The organism is Gluconacetobacter sacchari (assembly GCF_014174255.1).
GTDB classification, from domain to species: Bacteria; Pseudomonadota; Alphaproteobacteria; order Acetobacterales; family Acetobacteraceae; genus Gluconacetobacter; species Gluconacetobacter sacchari.
This window is the reverse complement of the sequence record NZ_JABEQJ010000002.1, coordinates 39,576-54,551: the sequence shown is the minus strand read 5'-3', so window position 1 is coordinate 54,551 and position 14,976 is coordinate 39,576. Positions and strand designations below refer to the sequence as shown.

The 14,976-nt window shown below is 65.4% G+C and carries 14 protein-coding genes, 2 tRNA genes and 1 pseudogene; 4 read left to right on the top strand and 13 right to left on the bottom strand.

The window, feature by feature from the left end; all coding sequences use genetic code 11:
- Positions 1-89: 89 nt before the first annotated feature.
- Positions 90-516: pseudogene (locus HLH48_RS01990) on the top strand (SOS response-associated peptidase family protein); the annotation flags it as partial.
- On the opposite strand, the gene HLH48_RS01985 reads toward HLH48_RS01990, so the two are convergent.
- The 5 genes from HLH48_RS01985 to HLH48_RS01965 all read right to left on the bottom strand — a co-directional run bounded on the left by HLH48_RS01985 (position 482) and on the right by HLH48_RS01965 (position 4,321).
- Entirely contained in the window at positions 482-1,180 is a 699-nt protein-coding gene (locus HLH48_RS01985) for an NYN domain-containing protein (protein WP_182995827.1), read from the bottom strand. The pseudogene HLH48_RS01990 and the gene HLH48_RS01985 overlap by 35 nt on opposite strands.
- Positions 1,181-2,152: 972 nt before the next feature.
- A complete protein-coding gene (locus HLH48_RS01980; RefSeq protein WP_182995826.1) occupies positions 2,153-2,497 on the bottom strand; it encodes a helix-turn-helix transcriptional regulator in 345 nt (114 codons plus the stop codon).
- Positions 2,487-3,683: an integrase gene (locus HLH48_RS01975; protein ID WP_182995825.1), complete on the bottom strand. Its 1,197-nt coding sequence runs from the start codon at positions 3,681-3,683 to the stop codon at positions 2,487-2,489. Before HLH48_RS01975 ends, HLH48_RS01980 begins: the two co-directional genes overlap by 11 nt.
- Before the next feature lie 95 nt (positions 3,684-3,778).
- Positions 3,779-3,854, bottom strand: a tRNA-Glu gene (locus HLH48_RS01970).
- Between the two features lie 107 nt (positions 3,855-3,961).
- On the bottom strand, positions 3,962-4,321 hold the full coding sequence (locus HLH48_RS01965) for a hypothetical protein (protein ID WP_182996039.1): 360 nt from the start codon (positions 4,319-4,321) through the stop codon (positions 3,962-3,964).
- Positions 4,322-4,423: 102 nt separating this feature from the next.
- Here HLH48_RS01965 and HLH48_RS01960 point away from each other — a divergent pair, with 102 nt between their 5' ends.
- Positions 4,424-5,392, top strand: coding sequence for an RluA family pseudouridine synthase (locus HLH48_RS01960; protein ID WP_182995824.1), 969 nt, complete (start codon positions 4,424-4,426; stop codon positions 5,390-5,392).
- A 252-nt stretch (positions 5,393-5,644) separates the two neighbouring features.
- On the top strand, positions 5,645-6,529 hold the full coding sequence (rpoH, locus tag HLH48_RS01955; RefSeq protein WP_182995823.1) for an RNA polymerase sigma factor RpoH: 885 nt from the start codon (positions 5,645-5,647) through the stop codon (positions 6,527-6,529).
- 67 nt (positions 6,530-6,596) lie between these two features.
- Here the strand turns inward: rpoH and HLH48_RS01950 are convergent, their stop codons facing one another.
- From HLH48_RS01950 to argC, 5 genes are all read right to left on the bottom strand, one after another.
- Positions 6,597-7,886: an adenylosuccinate synthase gene (locus tag HLH48_RS01950; protein ID WP_182995822.1), complete on the bottom strand. Its 1,290-nt coding sequence runs from the start codon at positions 7,884-7,886 to the stop codon at positions 6,597-6,599.
- Positions 7,887-7,965: 79 nt separating this feature from the next.
- Positions 7,966-9,111, bottom strand: a complete 1,146-nt coding sequence (locus tag HLH48_RS01945; RefSeq protein WP_182995821.1) for an ATP phosphoribosyltransferase regulatory subunit — start codon at positions 9,109-9,111, stop codon at positions 7,966-7,968.
- Positions 9,112-9,169: 58 nt separating this feature from the next.
- Positions 9,170-10,351 (bottom strand): phosphoserine transaminase, encoded by a 1,182-nt coding sequence (locus HLH48_RS01940; protein ID WP_182995820.1) that lies wholly within the window; start codon positions 10,349-10,351, stop codon positions 9,170-9,172.
- Positions 10,352-10,368: 17 nt separating this feature from the next.
- Positions 10,369-10,452, bottom strand: a tRNA-Leu gene (locus HLH48_RS01935).
- Positions 10,453-10,524: 72 nt separating this feature from the next.
- Positions 10,525-11,469 (bottom strand): N-acetyl-gamma-glutamyl-phosphate reductase, encoded by a 945-nt coding sequence (argC, locus tag HLH48_RS01930; RefSeq protein ID WP_182995819.1) that lies wholly within the window; start codon positions 11,467-11,469, stop codon positions 10,525-10,527.
- 141 nt (positions 11,470-11,610) lie between these two features.
- Between argC and mazG the strand changes: the two genes are divergently transcribed.
- On the top strand, positions 11,611-12,402 hold the full coding sequence (mazG, locus tag HLH48_RS01925) for a nucleoside triphosphate pyrophosphohydrolase (RefSeq protein ID WP_182995818.1): 792 nt from the start codon (positions 11,611-11,613) through the stop codon (positions 12,400-12,402).
- 8 nt (positions 12,403-12,410) lie between these two features.
- On the opposite strand, the gene HLH48_RS01920 is transcribed toward mazG, so the two are convergent.
- The 3 genes from HLH48_RS01920 to hfq are packed head-to-tail and all read right to left on the bottom strand — an operon-like array spanning position 12,411 to position 14,880.
- Positions 12,411-13,247, bottom strand: coding sequence for an inositol monophosphatase family protein (locus HLH48_RS01920; protein WP_182995817.1), 837 nt, complete (start codon positions 13,245-13,247; stop codon positions 12,411-12,413).
- A gap of 42 nt (positions 13,248-13,289) precedes the next feature.
- Positions 13,290-14,576, bottom strand: coding sequence for a GTPase HflX (hflX, locus tag HLH48_RS01915; RefSeq protein ID WP_182995816.1), 1,287 nt, complete (start codon positions 14,574-14,576; stop codon positions 13,290-13,292).
- Positions 14,577-14,583: 7 nt separating this feature from the next.
- Positions 14,584-14,880 carry an RNA chaperone Hfq gene (gene hfq / locus HLH48_RS01910; RefSeq protein WP_182995815.1) on the bottom strand — a complete coding sequence of 99 codons (297 nt, stop codon included), beginning with the start codon at positions 14,878-14,880 and terminating at the stop codon, positions 14,584-14,586.
- Positions 14,881-14,976: the final 96 nt, after the last annotated feature.

Here is a 14,976-nt window from a genome sequence, read left to right as displayed (position 1 = left end):
CCCCCTCGCGCCCCCAGCATCCCGATCTTCGTGCCATGCTGAGAGCAGCCAGAAGCCATCCACGCCCCATCGTAGAACGCCAACTCCGTGGCATGCTCAAGGGCAAGAAGGTGGACCGGGGCATTACCAACGTCCGGCACACGGGATCGTCCTGGTGGCGGCGCTGGCTGGGCGTGGAACACCGCTGCCTAGTCCCGCTGACGGCCTTCGCCGAACCCGAACATCTGCCGGATGGAGGAAGCCGCCAGGTCTGGTTCGCCAGGGCCAATGGCGAGCCGCGTGGCCTTCTTCGCCGGGCTCCGGTGCCGGTGGACATCAGTCAGGAAGCTGGCCGATGGCGAGACGACGGACGACCTGTATGGATTCTTGACCACTGAAGCCAACCGGGAAGTCGGTGCCGTTCATCCCAAGGCCATGCCTGTTATCCTGACGCGACAGGAGGATATGGATTTGTGGATGACGGCACCGGCAAGTGAACACATTATTTTGCGTTGGCGGCGGGGGTGCAGTCAATAGCTTCAGCAAAAGCCTCTTCAGTTAACCTAATACCATGAGTTGAACGCCCAAGCACTGTTATCTCTTCATCTTTCAATTTATACACGCCGCCCTTTATGAATATAAGACCCCAATACCATTCATCAAGAAAATAAACCGTAACATAATTCGGATATTTCCAACGCATATCCCGGAGCTTTGGTGATAATTGCAATTTCCACGACCAAATTTCTACGTTCCACTGTCGCTTTGCCGCTCTTTCAACTTGTTTAGTGAAGCTAGATCCCTGCTCCGTAGTGGCTCCGTCGCCAGTCAAGATCACAAGAGTCCCAGGATTATCTTCATCCAGAAGAGTATTTCCTATTCTGAGGTGAATAGCCTCATCGACACCTTGTTCGACTAATCGTCCGTCGTCGTTTTCGACTCGTCGCAAAAGCGTCGTATCAAAACCGGCAGTCTGCGCTGCTGCCCATAATGCATCATTTCCTGGCGGGACTGAGCCAGCTAACATCGAATAACCCAAAGACGTCCGGTTTCTCCGGATAATCGAAAATAAATTCTGATAATCAACCCGAACACTCGGCCATGGCGCCTCTTCTTTCTCACGGGCGACACGTTGCGCTCCACCAAAGATATTAGAGTTATCTAGAAAAATATGCGTCTTCCCTGATGCCATAATAATCATTCCCAAATTCGCTGAGTCCACGTTATCAAAAATGTTGATGCTAAGCTTAATATCAAGTGCTGGATATCGCTGCGGCGAGCAACACTAATTGACCAGTAGGCGCTTCAGCGGGGTCGATAACACCCATTTGTCACCTGTATATATTCCTGAGCAGCCAACACCATGAACACGGCCAGTTCATCACTGGGTATCAGCCGACAAACAGGACGGGTCCATGGGTTATTGTCAGATTAGCATTCGGCCATTATTATGAAAAACTCCAAAATGGAGAGAATAAATTGATTGATAAAGATTATATAAAATCTTGCATCCAAATGATCGAGAGCGATCCGTCAATAAAGAACAACTATAAGAGATACGAATTTTCGAGAAAAATTATCGACTTCATCATAAATAATGATGAAATTTTGAATTTTAAGGATACCTCACCCGACGGAGATGAGGACGCCTACAGCAAGGAAGAACTCAAAAAAAATTCTTTTTGGTATCCGCAGACAGGTATCATCGAGGCATATTTATTTATAGATACTTCTATATTATTTTGAGAATAATCGACAGAATGAATGGCGGGAGAGGACTTATAATCCCGGTGAAGCAAACGCGCGTTTTGCAGTGGAACGGGTCAGAACGTGCCTTGCTGCATCTACTCTCTGTTGTAGGCGGCTCTTTTCCCGTTGTTCGTGCTCGTGCAATTTTGATTGTTCCCTATCATCACCCTGCCTGTGGTTTTGGGTTAGACCATTCATTCCATCCGTAATCCACCGCCGGACCTCGGGGGTGATTTACCGACATCATAATGTCCCTGGAAAATCACCCCTTACCTCACCCCATCGCCAACTCCCTCTCCCTGGCCCTGATCCGGGCGACCCGATCGGCGATGCTGGGATTGTAATACCGCATCAGCATGCGCGGGTCCTTGTGTCCGGTGGTCTTGGCCAGTTCGAAGCAATCGCGATGCAGCGGAGCCAGGCATCAGCGCATGGACGCGGCGATGATTAGCCAGGCGGCCACAATCGTCACGGCCAAGACGCTCACGGCTATTACCGCCGCAACGCTCGTGCGCCCTTTACGTGGCCGGCCTGGACCGCGCTTGATCGCCGTCGTAGGCGCCACGTCTCCAACCTTGGCGGCGATGAACGCATCCAGGTCAGAGACACGGAAGCGGCGGTCACGCTTGCCGAAGCTGAACGACTTGGGTCCGAGGCCGAGCCAAAGAAGATTCCGCAGGCGCCCGTAGGAAACCCCCAGATATTCTGCGGCCTGCTTGCTATCCATCACGGCCGGCAGGCGGCGCGACTGTTCTTCTTTACTCGCCATCGTCGTCTTCCTCGGCCGCAATGATGCCAGCCAGCCGTTCGGCCTCTTCGATCTGCTTGCTGATGCTCTCCGGGACTGGTTGATAATACCTGTCCAGACTCTTCAGGTCACGATGTCCCGTGACCCTCTTGAGGTCCAACGGGTTTGGCAACAGCCTGGCAAGCCGGCTGGTCGCTTCATGACGCAGGTCGTGGAATGTCAGGTTATGGAGTCCGGCGCGCTTGACCATCCGCCCGTAACGCACGCTGAAAGCCGCCTCGGCGCCTACGCTGAACACCTTGTCGCTCGACTTTGGAGGCTTGGGGTATGTGGCCAATTTCTCGCACAGAAGCCGTCTTGCCCCTGGTGTGAGGGGGCGGATTTCGGGGCCGTGTTCTTCCTGATGCTTGTGTGTCTTGGTCTTGCCAGCCTCGCCGCCCAGCTTGATCAGTCGGCGTTCGATATCGACATCGCACCATCGCAGACCGATCGCTTCCCCTCGCCGGGTGCCCTGCTCGATCGACCAGCGAACCAGCCACACATCGTCGGGATAGACGGAATCCGAGACGGCCACGATCAGCCTGTCGAACTCCGTCTTCCCGTCCTTGTCCTCATCCTCGTCGAGTCGTCTGTTGCGCTTCTTATCCGCACCCTCCGGCCTCTTCACGACCCGTCCGGAGGCGTGATTGACGATGGGCAAGTCCCATTCCGAAATCGCATGCTGCATCGCCGACGCCAGCAGATTCATGCGCTTGACCACCGTTGCCGGGGAATAGCCGGCCGCCAGCATCCTGTCCCGGAAGCCGCGAACGTCAGCCGGGCAAAATTTGGACATGGTGACCCCAGGCAACTCCTTGTCCCTGAGAATCGCCGGAATGTGCCCTGTCCGGTCGGCCTCACGGTCGGCCATGCATTCGTCGGCATATTTCTGCACGACCTTGCCCACGGTTTCCTTGTCGAGCGCGCTGGTGTCCGTGAACTGGCCGAGTTCGACCTTGGCGGTGGTCTCATTGAGCCACCGTCGAGCCAGCGCAGCGGTCGAGAAGGTCTTGCGAATGCGCCGGCCATCGACCTGCTTGCGGGCCTGATACTGCTTGGGACCGCGATACCAGATACCGGCGGGCAGGGCTTTCCCGGTCGCCGGGTCGATGTTTCCACCGCCCCCGGTCACAGCCTGATCCCTTGCTTTATCGCTGCTGTCCGCCATGCCGCGAGGATGGCACCTTCCTCGCGATGGCTCAAATCTGGCTCAAAAACCCAGATTTTGTCATGCCGTTTCCTCGAAAAACTCAAGGAAATCAATGGCGTCCCGTACGGGATTCGAACCCGTGTTACCGCCGTGAAAGGGCGGTGTCCTAGGCCTCTAGACGAACGGGACGTTGGACGAGGCAGCTTCTATGACATCGCGAGAGGGGACGCAAGCCACCCCGAACAGGAAAATCGGCTTGCGGCCCATTTTTTCCAAGATCGAGCCTTTTCAGTCCATTACGGCGCAAGCACCGCCTGGGCCGGCACACGGCTCATGACCAGACGGGCGAGAATGCGCCGATGCGCGACATCCCACAGCAGGACCCGGTCCGGCCCGCCGCCGGTCAGCGCAACGGCCAGCAGCCCCGCATCCTGCCGCGTCAGGGCGGTGACATGCGTGCCCGCGGGCTCGTCCAATACCAGCTCGCCATAATCCCCGCCCGGCGCCACGCCCGCTTCCGCGACGGGGCGAGCGCTCCCCGCCGGATGAGGATGCGCGATCCGGTGAACCAATACCGCGACCAGCACCAGCGAGCCCACGGCCAGCAGCACCCCCATGCCGATCACCGCCGCCAGAAGCCCCCTGGAACCCGCCATGCCCGATCCCTGCGCGCTCACGCCCTGTCCATTCATAATCGTCCTGATCCATTTCGGCCCGGCATGATGTTCCGCCCGGGCGATTTCCGTTAAGAGCCGTGCATGACCGACGACACGCCTCCCCTCAGCCTGACCGCGACCGACGAGCACGCCGGCCAGCGGACCGACCGCTTCCTGGCCGACGCGCTCGATACGCTGTCGCGCTCGCGCGTCAAGGCCCTGATGGAGGCTGGGCATGTGCTGCGCGACGGCCATGTGCTGCGCGAGCCCGCCGATCCGGTGCGGCCCGGCCAGTGTTATGAAATCAGGGTGCCCCCGGCAATCCCCGCCACCCCTCGCGCCCAGAGCATCCCCTTCGCCATCCTGTACGAGGATTCCGACCTGATCGTGCTGGACAAGCCCGCCGGCCTGGTCGTGCATCCCGCGCCGGGCAACGAGGAGGGCACTCTGGTCAACGCCCTGCTCGCCCATTGCGGCGACAGCCTGACCGGAATCGGTGGCGAGAGGCGGCCGGGCATCGTGCATCGGCTGGACAAGGACACGTCCGGCGTCATGGTCGCGGCCAAGACCGAACAGGCCCACGCGGCGCTGTCCGAGGCCTTCGCCACACGGACGATAGACCGCACGTACCTGGCCCTGGCATGGGGATCGATGATCCCCCCCAGCGGCGGATATGACGGCGCGATCGGCCGGGACAGGCGCGACCGCAAGCGCATGGCCGTGGTCGCGCACGGCGGCAAGGCCGCCCTGACGCATTACCGAACCCTCGCCACCCATCATGGCGCGCTCAGCCTGGTGGAATGCCGGCTGGCCACCGGCCGCACCCATCAGATTCGCGTGCATTTCGCCCATGCCGGCCATCCGCTGGTCGGCGATCCTGTCTATCTGCGCCGCATCCCGGCCGCGGCGCGCGCCCTGCCCGACGACGCGCGCCGCGCCGCGCTGGATTTCCCCCGGCAGGCATTGCACGCCGCGCGACTGGGCTTCACCCACCCGCGCACCGGCGAGCCGCTGTTGTTCGAAACCGCCCCGCCGGACGATTTCAAGGCGCTGCTGGCAAAGATTGCTTAGTTTTAAGGCAATCCTCGCCGAGCTTCCTTGACGCTCCCGAACCGGGCCGATAGGCTGAAAATCATACTCCGACGGGTGACGTTACCGCCGGAATGGACGTCTCGCGGCGGCGCAGCCCTAGGAGGGGGTGCCACGCGGGGACGTGAAGTCCATCCACGCGTCATACGGGCCGGTCATGCAACCCTGTCGCCAGATGTGCCTTTAGGACATCAGCGGGGCATGACCCTCCCTCAGGGAAAAGGAGTCCGACCCATGGCCTCTTCCGTTCTCAATGTTGGTCCTGAGACCAATCTTTCAAGGTACCTCCAGGACATCCGCAAGTTTCCCATGCTCTCGCCGGAAGACGAACAGCGTCTGTCGCGAAGCTGGCGGGACAAGGGCGATACCAAGGCGGCGCATGCCCTGGTCACGTCGCATTTGCGGCTGGTCGCCAAGATCGCGATGGGATATCGCGGCTATGGCCTGCCGCTGGGCGAACTGATCAGCGAGGGCAATATCGGGATGATGCAGGCGGTCCGTCGCTTCGACCCCGATCGCGGCTTCCGTCTGGCCACCTATGCGATGTGGTGGATCCGCGCCGCGATCCAGGAATATATCCTGCATAGCTGGTCGCTGGTGAAGATGGGTACGACCGCCGCCCAGAAGAAGCTGTTCTTCAACCTGCGGCGGCTGAAGGGCCAGATGCAGGCGATCGACGACGGCGACCTGCAACCCGAACAGGTGAACCAGATCGCGAAATCGCTGGGCGTGCCCGAACAGGACGTGATCAACATGAACCGCCGGCTGTCGGCGCCCGATCACAGCCTGAACGCCCCCCTGCGCGCCGACAGCGAGGGCGAATGGCAGGACTGGCTGGTCGACGAGCACGACAATCAGGAGGAAGCCCTGGCGGAAAGCGAGGAATTCAGTGGCCGCAAGGCGTTGCTGGATACCGCGCTGAAGACGCTGAACGACCGCGAGCGCCATATCCTGACCGAACGCCGCCTGAAGGATGAACCGGCGACGCTGGAAGACCTGTCGCACACCTACAATATCTCGCGCGAACGGGTGCGCCAGATCGAGGTCCGCGCCTTCGAGAAGGTTCAGGCCGCGATGAAGGCCGAGGTCGAGGCCCATCGCGGCGCCAGCGCAGCCTGACGACCCAACCGTTCCAACCGTGAAAAAAAGGCCGGACTGACCAGTCCGGCCTTTCCTGTGACGGGCCTCAGCCCTCGAACGGGTCGCGCATCAGGATGGTATCGTCGCGCTCCGGGCTGGTGGACAGCAGCGTCACCGGCGCCTCGACCAGTTCCTCGATCCGGCGGACATATTTGATCGCCTGCGCCGGCAGGTCCGCCCAGGACCGCGCGCCACGGGTGCTGTCGCTCCAGCCTTCCATCGTCTCATAAACCGGCGTCACACGCGCCTGCGCCGCCGGAGCCGACGGGAAGCTGCGGATTTCCTTGCCATCCAGCTCATAGCCGACGCAGACCCGGATCTCGGGCAATCCGTCCAGCACATCCAGCTTGGTCAGCGCCAGGCCGTTGATCCCCCCCACACGCACCGCGCGCCGCACCAGCATGGCATCGAACCAGCCGCAACGGCGCGGGCGGCCGGTCACGGTGCCGAATTCATGCCCGCGCGTACCCAGGGTGCGCCCCATCTCGTCATGCAACTCGCTGGGGAACGGCCCCTCACCCACCCGGGTCGAATAGGCCTTGGCGATTCCCAGCACGAAGCCCACGCTGCCGGGCCCGACACCGCTGCCGGTCGCCGCATTGGCCGCAATGGTGTTGGAACTGGTCACGAACGGATAGGTCCCGTGATCGACATCCAGCATCACCGCCTGCGCGCCCTCGAACAGGATGCGGCGTCCGGCCCGCCGCGCATCGTCCAGCAGGTCCCACACCGTGTCCATGTAGGGCAGCACGCGCGGCGCCAACGCCTCCAGATGCTCCAGCAGCGCCGCCTTGGTAAAGGTCGGGGCACCCAGGCCGGCCAGGAGCGTGTTGTGATGCAGCAGCAGCTCGTCCAGCTTCCAGTCCAGCGTCTCCGGCTCGGCCAGGTCGCACAGGCGGATGGCCCGGCGCGCCACCTTGTCCTCATAGGCCGGGCCGATGCCGCGCCCGGTGGTGCCGATCTTGCGCGCGCCGCGCGCGTCTTCGCGCGCGCGGTCGATGGCGCCATGCACCGGCAGGATCAGCGGCACGTTCTCGGCGATGCGCAAGGTTTTCGGCGTCACCTCCAGCCCCTGCGCGGTCACGCGGTCGATCTCGGTCAGCAGGGCCTCGGGGTCGACCACGACACCATTGCCGATCACGCCCATCTTGCCACGGACCAGCCCCGACGGCAGCAGCGACAGCTTGTAGGTCTGGTCGCCGACCACCAGCGTATGGCCGGCATTATGCCCCCCCTGGAAACGGACGACGATATCGGCGCGGCTGGCCAGCCAGTCGACGATCTTGCCCTTTCCCTCGTCACCCCACTGGGCGCCGATCACGGTGACGTTGGACATCAGAAGCTCCTCAGAAAAACGGTCCGGCCGGAACGCAGCCTGACAGGGGCGACATCGGCCGCCCGGCTTAACAGGCGCGTCAGTTCAGCGCCATCACTCCATCATCGACGACGATCATGTCGCATTCCAGGCGCCGCGCCTCGGCCCGGCTGTCCGCGACGGGCGCCAGCCCATCGACGGTCGCATAGCCTTCGGCCCGCAGCCGCCGCCCCACCGCCGGGTCGCTCCCCGCGGGCAGGAAGACGCGCACCCGGCCGGCCCTGGCGGGCGCCGCGCGCAGCAGGGCTTCGGGGCGCAGCGTCAGGCCGCAGGCCGGCTCATCGTTATTGGACATATAGCGCCCGCCACGGCCCAACTCCTCGTGCTGGCCCCGGGCATAGACGGTCACGCACACGCCGGTATGGTAATGCAGCCCCCGGAATTCGACCGGGTCGATGGTCAGGCGGATGTCGGGCACCCGCGCCGTGATCGCGGCGAAGGTCGCGGCCAGACGTTCGCTCAGCACCCGCGCGGGCGCGGGCAGCACCAGCCCGCCCAGCACCGACAGGGCCCGCTCGGCCGGCCCGGCCGCATGCAGCAATTCGGTCAGCACCGGCGCCAGCCCGCCGGCCAGCTTCGCCACCGCCGCCGCGTCCTTGCGGTCCAGCGCTCGCATCAGGGCCTGCCGCTCGGCCGGGCTATAGCCGATTTCCGCGATCAGCGCCGGCACCAGCGGCGGCATCGTCAGGTCGAACGACACGCCGGGCACCCCCAGCACCGCCAGCGCCTCGGCACCCAGCGCCACGACTTCGGCGTCGGCTTCAGGAGAATCCAGCCCGATCAGCTCGATCCCGGCCTGGGAAATCTGCCGGTCGCTCTCGCGCGCGCCGCCACTGGCCTGCACGCACAGCCCGGTATAGGACAGGCGCAGCGGTCGCGGCGCATCGGCCAGCCGGGTCGCGGCGATGCGGGCGATCTGCGGGGTGATATCCGGGCGCAGCGCCATCATCCGCCGCGTATCCGGGTCCATCAGGCGAAAGGCCTGTTCGGCGACCGCCGCGCCCGACCCGCTCAGCAGCGTGTCCTCGAATTCCAGCAGAGGCGGCTTCACCCGGCTGTAGCCGTGCGAGGCGAAGACCCGCATCAGGCTTTCCATGCCGGCGGCCTCGGCCTCGGCATCGGAAGGCAGCAGGTCGACAAAGCCCGCGGGCAGCAGGGCGGGGTTGGGAGGCGGATCGTCCGTCATGCGCGCGCCTATATCATCCTTGCGGCCATTCGTCAGCCCACGCCCGCGCCGCGACGCGTCAGGCGAATTCCGCGCGCACCAGGGCCTCGGCCCAGTCCAGCCACGGCATCAGCGCGCGCAGGTCGTCGGCCTCGACGGTCGCACCGCCCCACAGCCGCAGGCCCGGCGGCGCATCGCGATAGCTGCCGCTGTCCAGCGCCACGCCCTCGGCTTCCAGCAGACTGACGATCCGCCTGGCCGCCCTGACCCGCGTCGCCGCGTCCAGCGCCATGAACCAGGGCGCCACGATGGTCAGGCAGATCGCGGTGCTGGAACGCTCGGCCGGGTCGGCGGCCAGGAAGGACGCCCAGTCCGAGCCCGCGACCCAGTCGGCCACCACAGCCAGATTGGCCTGGCTGCGGGCGATCAGCGCCGGCAATCCGCCAACCGCCTCGGCCCAGCGCAGCCCATCCAGCGCATCCTCGACACAGAGCATGGAGGGCGTGTTGATCGTATCGCCCTTGAAGATCCCCTCGATCAGCCGCCCCTTCGCCGTCAGGCGGAAGATCTTCGGCAGCGCGCGCGGCGGCGGCGTCTCTTCCAACCGGCGCACCGCGCGCGGCGACAGGGCCAGCATGCCATGCGCGGCCTCGCCGCCCAGCACCTTCTGCCAGGACCAGGTGACCACATCCAGCCGGTCCCACGGCAGATCCATCGCAAAGGCGGCCGAGGTCGCGTCGCAGATCACCAGCCCGTCCCGATCCCGGGGAATCGGCGCGCCATCGGGAATGCGCACGCCGGAGGTCGTGCCATTCCAGGCCAGCACCACGTCATGCGCCCAATCCACCTGTCCCAGGTCCGGCAGACGGCCATAATCCGCCGTCAGCACCCGCGCGGCCGGCGCATGCAACTGGTTGACGATATCGTCGGCCCAGGTTGCCGAAAAACTCTCGAAGGCCAGCACGTCGACCGGGCGCGCGCCGACCAGCGACCACAGCACCATCTCCACCGCGCCGGTATCCGACGCCGGCACGATCCCCAGCTTCCAGTCGTCCGGCAGGCCGAGAACGGCGCGCGAACGGGTAATGACCTCGTTCAGCCGGGCCCGCCCCTCGGGCGCGCGATGCGACCGGCCCAGCAGCGCGCCGGACAGAGCATCCAGCGACCAGCCAGGGCGCTTGGCGCAGGGACCGGAGGAAAAACAGGGATTGGCGGGGCGCACACCCGGCTTCGTCATCGTGTCGAGGGAGGCAGCAGACATCATCCGGTCCGGAGAAATGGTACGAGAGAGGGGACTCGAACCCCTATGCCTTGCGGCGGTCGATTTTGAGCCGACTACGTCTACCGTTCCGTCACTCTCGCCTGCGGGCCTGCTTATCAGCAAACCAGCCCCGCAGGCAATCGTTCACCGGCCCCCGCCCGCCGGGCAATCGCTCACCCGGCGCGGGGCGCGGGCGCCGCCAGGCCCAGCATCAGGGCGATATTCTGGATCGCGGCGCCCGAGGCCCCCTTGCCCAGATTGTCCAGCCGCGCCGTCAGCACCGCCTGCCGGCGCGATTCGTTGGCATGAACCCGCAATTCCATCAGGTCGGTGCGCGCCAGCGTCTCGGCGGACAGGTCCGGCACGGAATCGGCCACGCTGATCCGGTCCGACCCGGCATAGAAATCGGCCAGCACCGCCCGCAGGTCCGCCCCGGTCGCCGGCCGCGCCAGCAGGTCCAGATGCAGCGGCACCGACACGATCATCCCTTGCGCGAAATGCCCGACCGAGGGCACGAAGACCGGCGGCCGCGTCAGCCCGGCATAGCGCGTGATCTCCGGCAGATGCTTGTGTTCCAGCCCCAGCCCATAGAGTTCGAAGGCCGGCCCGCCTTCGCGCTCATGCGCCTCGATCATCGCCCGGCCGCCCCCGCTGTAGCCGCTGACCGCGTTGATCGTCAGCGGCGCATCGGGCGCCAGCAGCCCGGCCCGAACCAGCGGACGCAGCAGCGCGATGGCCCCGGTCGGGTAGCAGCCGGGGTTCGAAACCCGCGCCGCCGCCGCGACCCGCGCCGCGAACCCGTCCCCCATTTCCGGAAAACCATAAACCCAGTCCGGATCGACGCGAAACGCCGTGCTGGCGTCCAGCAGCCGGGGCGCCCGGCCGCCATCCGCCGCGAGTCCCGCCACCATCGACGCGGCCTCGCGTGACGCCGCGTCGGGCAGGCACAGCACCACCAGATCGACCGATTCCATCATCGCGCGGCGGGCGGCGGCATCCTTGCGCTGTTCCGGCGCGATCGAACGCACGGTCACCGGCAACGCGCTCAGGCGCTGACGAATGCCCAGCCCCGTCGTCCCCGCCTCGCCATCGATGAAGACCGTCGCCTGTCCGTCCATGGATACCCCCTGCTCGTCGGCGCGGGACTATAATCCCTGCCCGGCCCGCCAGCCAGAGCCCCCGCCGTCCGTCATGCTGGACGCGCCCCCCGTGCCGGTGCAGACAGGAACCATCCCGCCGACCAGCACGGAGCCCACCGGATGCCCGACGCCGCCCAGGCCCTCTCGCGCCTTCTCGACATCATGGCCCGCCTGCGCGACCCCGCCGGCGGCTGCCCGTGGGACCGCGAGCAGGATTTCGCCTCGATCGCCCCCTACGCGATCGAGGAAGCCTACGAGGTCGAGGACACGATCGCCCGGCAGGACTGGACCGCCCTGCCCGACGAACTGGGCGACCTGCTGCTTCAGGTCGTCTATCACGCCCGCATGGGCGAGGAAGCCGGCTGGTTCGATTTCGCGACCATCGCCGGGATGATCGGCGACAAGATGGTCCGCCGCCACCCCCACGTCTTCGGCGACGCCGCCCTGGCGCCCGGCCAGTGGGAGGACGGCAAGGAGCGTGAACGCCGCGCCCGGAGCGAAAGCGGCACGCTGGCCGGCATTCCCACCGCATTGCCCGCCCTGCTGCGCGCCCGCAAATTATCGGCCCGCGCCGCCCGCGTCGGCTTCGACTGGCCCGACGCCCGGGGCGTCGCCGAAAAAGTGGACGAGGAAATCGCGGAACTGAAGGCCGAGCTTGATTCGGGCGACCGCGCGCGAATCGCCGACGAACTGGGCGACGTGCTGTTCACCCTCGCGACCCTGGCCCGCAAGCTGGACCTGGACCCCGAAGCCTGCCTGCGCCAGGCCAACGCCAAATTCACCCGCCGCTTCACCGGCGTCGAACGGCACCTGGCCGAGCGCGGCCAGACACCGGCCGACAGCACGCTGGCCGACATGGAAGCCGCCTGGCAGGAGGTAAAACGACGGGAACGGGGCGGCGGCGCCGCGTAAGCGGGCGTTCAGCCGGCATCCAGCAGCAGGTCGCGCAGGTCCTGCCAGCTCGCCCGGTCGGGGGCATAGAGCAGCCCGCCCGCCCGGTCGCTCGACCGATAGGGAGTGCCGTCGAAATGGGCGCAATAGCCCCCGGCCTCGCGATGGATCAGCCAGCCGGCCAGATGGTCCCACGGCAAGGTGCGGTTGAAGAGCAGGAAATGGCATTTCCCGTCGACCAGCATCAGATATTCGTGCGCGGCACAGCGGAAATCCCACGACCCCAGCACCCGCGGCAGATTGCGGGCCACGACATCGCGCACCGGTTGCGGCAGATAGCGCCATGATGCGTTGCCGCACATTTCGGCCGCCGGCACGGGCGGCGCGCAGCGCAGCGGCCGCTCCTCATCGTCATCCCCGACCAGCCAGGCCCCCTCGCCCCGCGCCGCCAGCGCCGCGACATTGCAGACCGGGTCCAGAACCGCGCCCCCCACGACCTCGCCTCGGCACATGACCGCGACCATCACCCCGAACAGCGGCACGCCCGCCGCATAATTCGCCGTCCCGTCGATCGGATCGACGACATAGGCCAGTTCGGCATCCTCGATCGCATCCAGCAGGCCGGGCCGGGCACAGGCCTCTTCCTCGCCGATCACCACGGCACCGGGCGACAGGCGCAGAAAGGCCTCGGCCATGGCGCGCTCGGCCGCTTCGTCGGCAATGGTCACCACATCCAGCTTGCCGCTCTTGCAGCGAATGGCCTCGGCGTCCAGCCGGCGGAAGGACGGCATGATCCGATCCGCCGCCGCCTGCCGCATGATGCCCAGAACCGTCCGCATATGCGCGCGCGAAACCGTGACAGTCATGATTTCACCTTTCCTTCCCGGCCGTCCGGCACGGGCGGGCGCCTACCGGTCGTGACTGGCCAGTTGCTGCTCGAACCGCGCGCGATCGGCCGGCAGCAGCCGCACCGTCACCACGATAGCCTGCTCGCCATCATCGCGCGACGTCACTTCGCCATGAGCGTACAGCCATGCCAGCAGCGCGCCGTCCCCGACCGGAATGGTGTAGCGGGCGATTTCCATCGCCTCGGTCAGGCGCTGGTCGATCGCCGCCAGCAATTCCGGCAGCCCGTCGCCGGTGATCGCCGAAATCACGATACTGCCCGCCCGGGGCGGCACCGCGTCGCGCCCGCCCAGCAGGTCGGCCTTGTTCTGCACCTCGATCACCCGGCGGCGCCAGTCATCCTCCAGCGTCCCGCTGGCCGCCATGCCCTCCAGCACCTCCTCGACATCCGCGCGCTGCGCGGTGGTGTCCGGATGCGAGATATCGCGCACATGCAGGATGATATCGGCCTCCGCGACCTCCTCCAGCGTCGCGCGGAAGGCGGCGATCAGCTCGGTCGGCAGGTCGCTGATAAAGCCCACCGTGTCGGACAGGATGATCCGCCGGCCCGACGGCAGCCGAATGCCGCGCATCGTCGGGTCCAGCGTCGCGAACAACTGGTCCTGGGCATAGACCGAAGCCCCGGTCAACGCGTTGAACAGGGTCGATTTTCCGGCATTGGTATAGCCGACCAGCGCCACGACCGGAAACGGCACCCGCCGCCGCGCGGCGCGATGCAGGCCACGGGTGCGCCGCACCTGCTCCAGTTCGCGCTTCAGGCGCACGATCCGGTCGCCGATCATCCGGCGATCCGCCTCGATCTGGGTCTCGCCCGGACCGCCGAGAAAGCCGAATCCGCCGCGCTGCCGTTCCAGATGGGTCCAGGTCCGGACCAGCCGGCTGCGCTGATATTCCAGATGGGCGAGTTCGACCTGCAACGCGCCTTCCCGCGTCGCGGCCCGCTCGCCGAAAATATCCAGGATCAGGGCCGTGCGGTCGATCACCTTGCAGCCCAGGGCCTTTTCCAGGTTCCGCTGCTGCACCGGCGTCAGGCGCGTATCCACCACCATGACGGCAACCCGGTCTTCGACCACCGCCTGGCGCAGCGACTCGACCTGCCCGCTGCCCAGCAGCGTGGCCGGGCGACGCGCGCGCAGCAGCAGCACGGCCTGGCGCACGATCACCAGGCCGATCGACGCCGCCAGCCCGACCGCTTCTTCCAGCCGGGCCTCGGCGGCGCGGATCTCGTCCTGACGGTCCGGCCGCTCCCATGGCAGGATGACGGCGGCCCGCGTGGCGGACTGCGTCACGGGAACGTCAGTCGAGGTCGGTCTCCCCCGGCAGGCCCTTGTCCGCCGGATCGGCCGACCCATCCTCGGCGCGCGACGGATCGAACAGCACGACCGGCGTCGCCGGCATCACGGTGCTGATCGCATGCTTGTAGACAAGCTGTGTATGACCGTCGCGCCGCAGCAGGACGGAAAAATTGTCGAACCAGGTGATGATGCCCTGCAACTTGACACCATTGACCAAAAACACCGTGACCGGCGTCTTCGAGCGCCTGACATGGTTGAGAAAAACATCCTGAACGTTCTGCGTCGGTTCTTTTGCCACGGTTGGGCCTTACTTGCTCTGTAGCCGAGGACGAACGCCAGCCAGGACGCTCCGTTCCCCGTCAATCATATGGTTGGCCCTCTCTAGCAGGCCCTT

What these genes read in the sequence shown, in the direction of transcription:
- HLH48_RS01985 (WP_182995827.1), bottom strand. Translation starts at nt 1,180, where the DNA reads ATGATTATTATGGCATCAGGGAAGACGCATATTTTTCTAGATAACTCT.
- HLH48_RS01980 (WP_182995826.1), bottom strand. Translation starts at nt 2,497, where the DNA reads ATGGCGAGTAAAGAAGAACAGTCGCGCCGCCTGCCGGCCGTGATGGAT.
- HLH48_RS01975 (WP_182995825.1), bottom strand. Translation starts at nt 3,683, where the DNA reads ATGGCGGACAGCAGCGATAAAGCAAGGGATCAGGCTGTGACCGGGGGC.
- HLH48_RS01965 (WP_182996039.1), bottom strand. Translation starts at nt 4,321, where the DNA reads ATGGCGGGTTCCAGGGGGCTTCTGGCGGCGGTGATCGGCATGGGGGTG.
- HLH48_RS01960 (WP_182995824.1), top strand. Translation starts at nt 4,424, where the DNA reads ATGACCGACGACACGCCTCCCCTCAGCCTGACCGCGACCGACGAGCAC.
- rpoH (WP_182995823.1), top strand. Translation starts at nt 5,645, where the DNA reads ATGGCCTCTTCCGTTCTCAATGTTGGTCCTGAGACCAATCTTTCAAGG.
- HLH48_RS01950 (WP_182995822.1), bottom strand. Translation starts at nt 7,886, where the DNA reads ATGTCCAACGTCACCGTGATCGGCGCCCAGTGGGGTGACGAGGGAAAG.
- HLH48_RS01945 (WP_182995821.1), bottom strand. Translation starts at nt 9,111, where the DNA reads ATGACGGACGATCCGCCTCCCAACCCCGCCCTGCTGCCCGCGGGCTTT.
- HLH48_RS01940 (WP_182995820.1), bottom strand. Translation starts at nt 10,351, where the DNA reads ATGTCTGCTGCCTCCCTCGACACGATGACGAAGCCGGGTGTGCGCCCC.
- argC (WP_182995819.1), bottom strand. Translation starts at nt 11,469, where the DNA reads ATGGACGGACAGGCGACGGTCTTCATCGATGGCGAGGCGGGGACGACG.
- mazG (WP_182995818.1), top strand. Translation starts at nt 11,611, where the DNA reads ATGCCCGACGCCGCCCAGGCCCTCTCGCGCCTTCTCGACATCATGGCC.
- HLH48_RS01920 (WP_182995817.1), bottom strand. Translation starts at nt 13,247, where the DNA reads ATGACTGTCACGGTTTCGCGCGCGCATATGCGGACGGTTCTGGGCATC.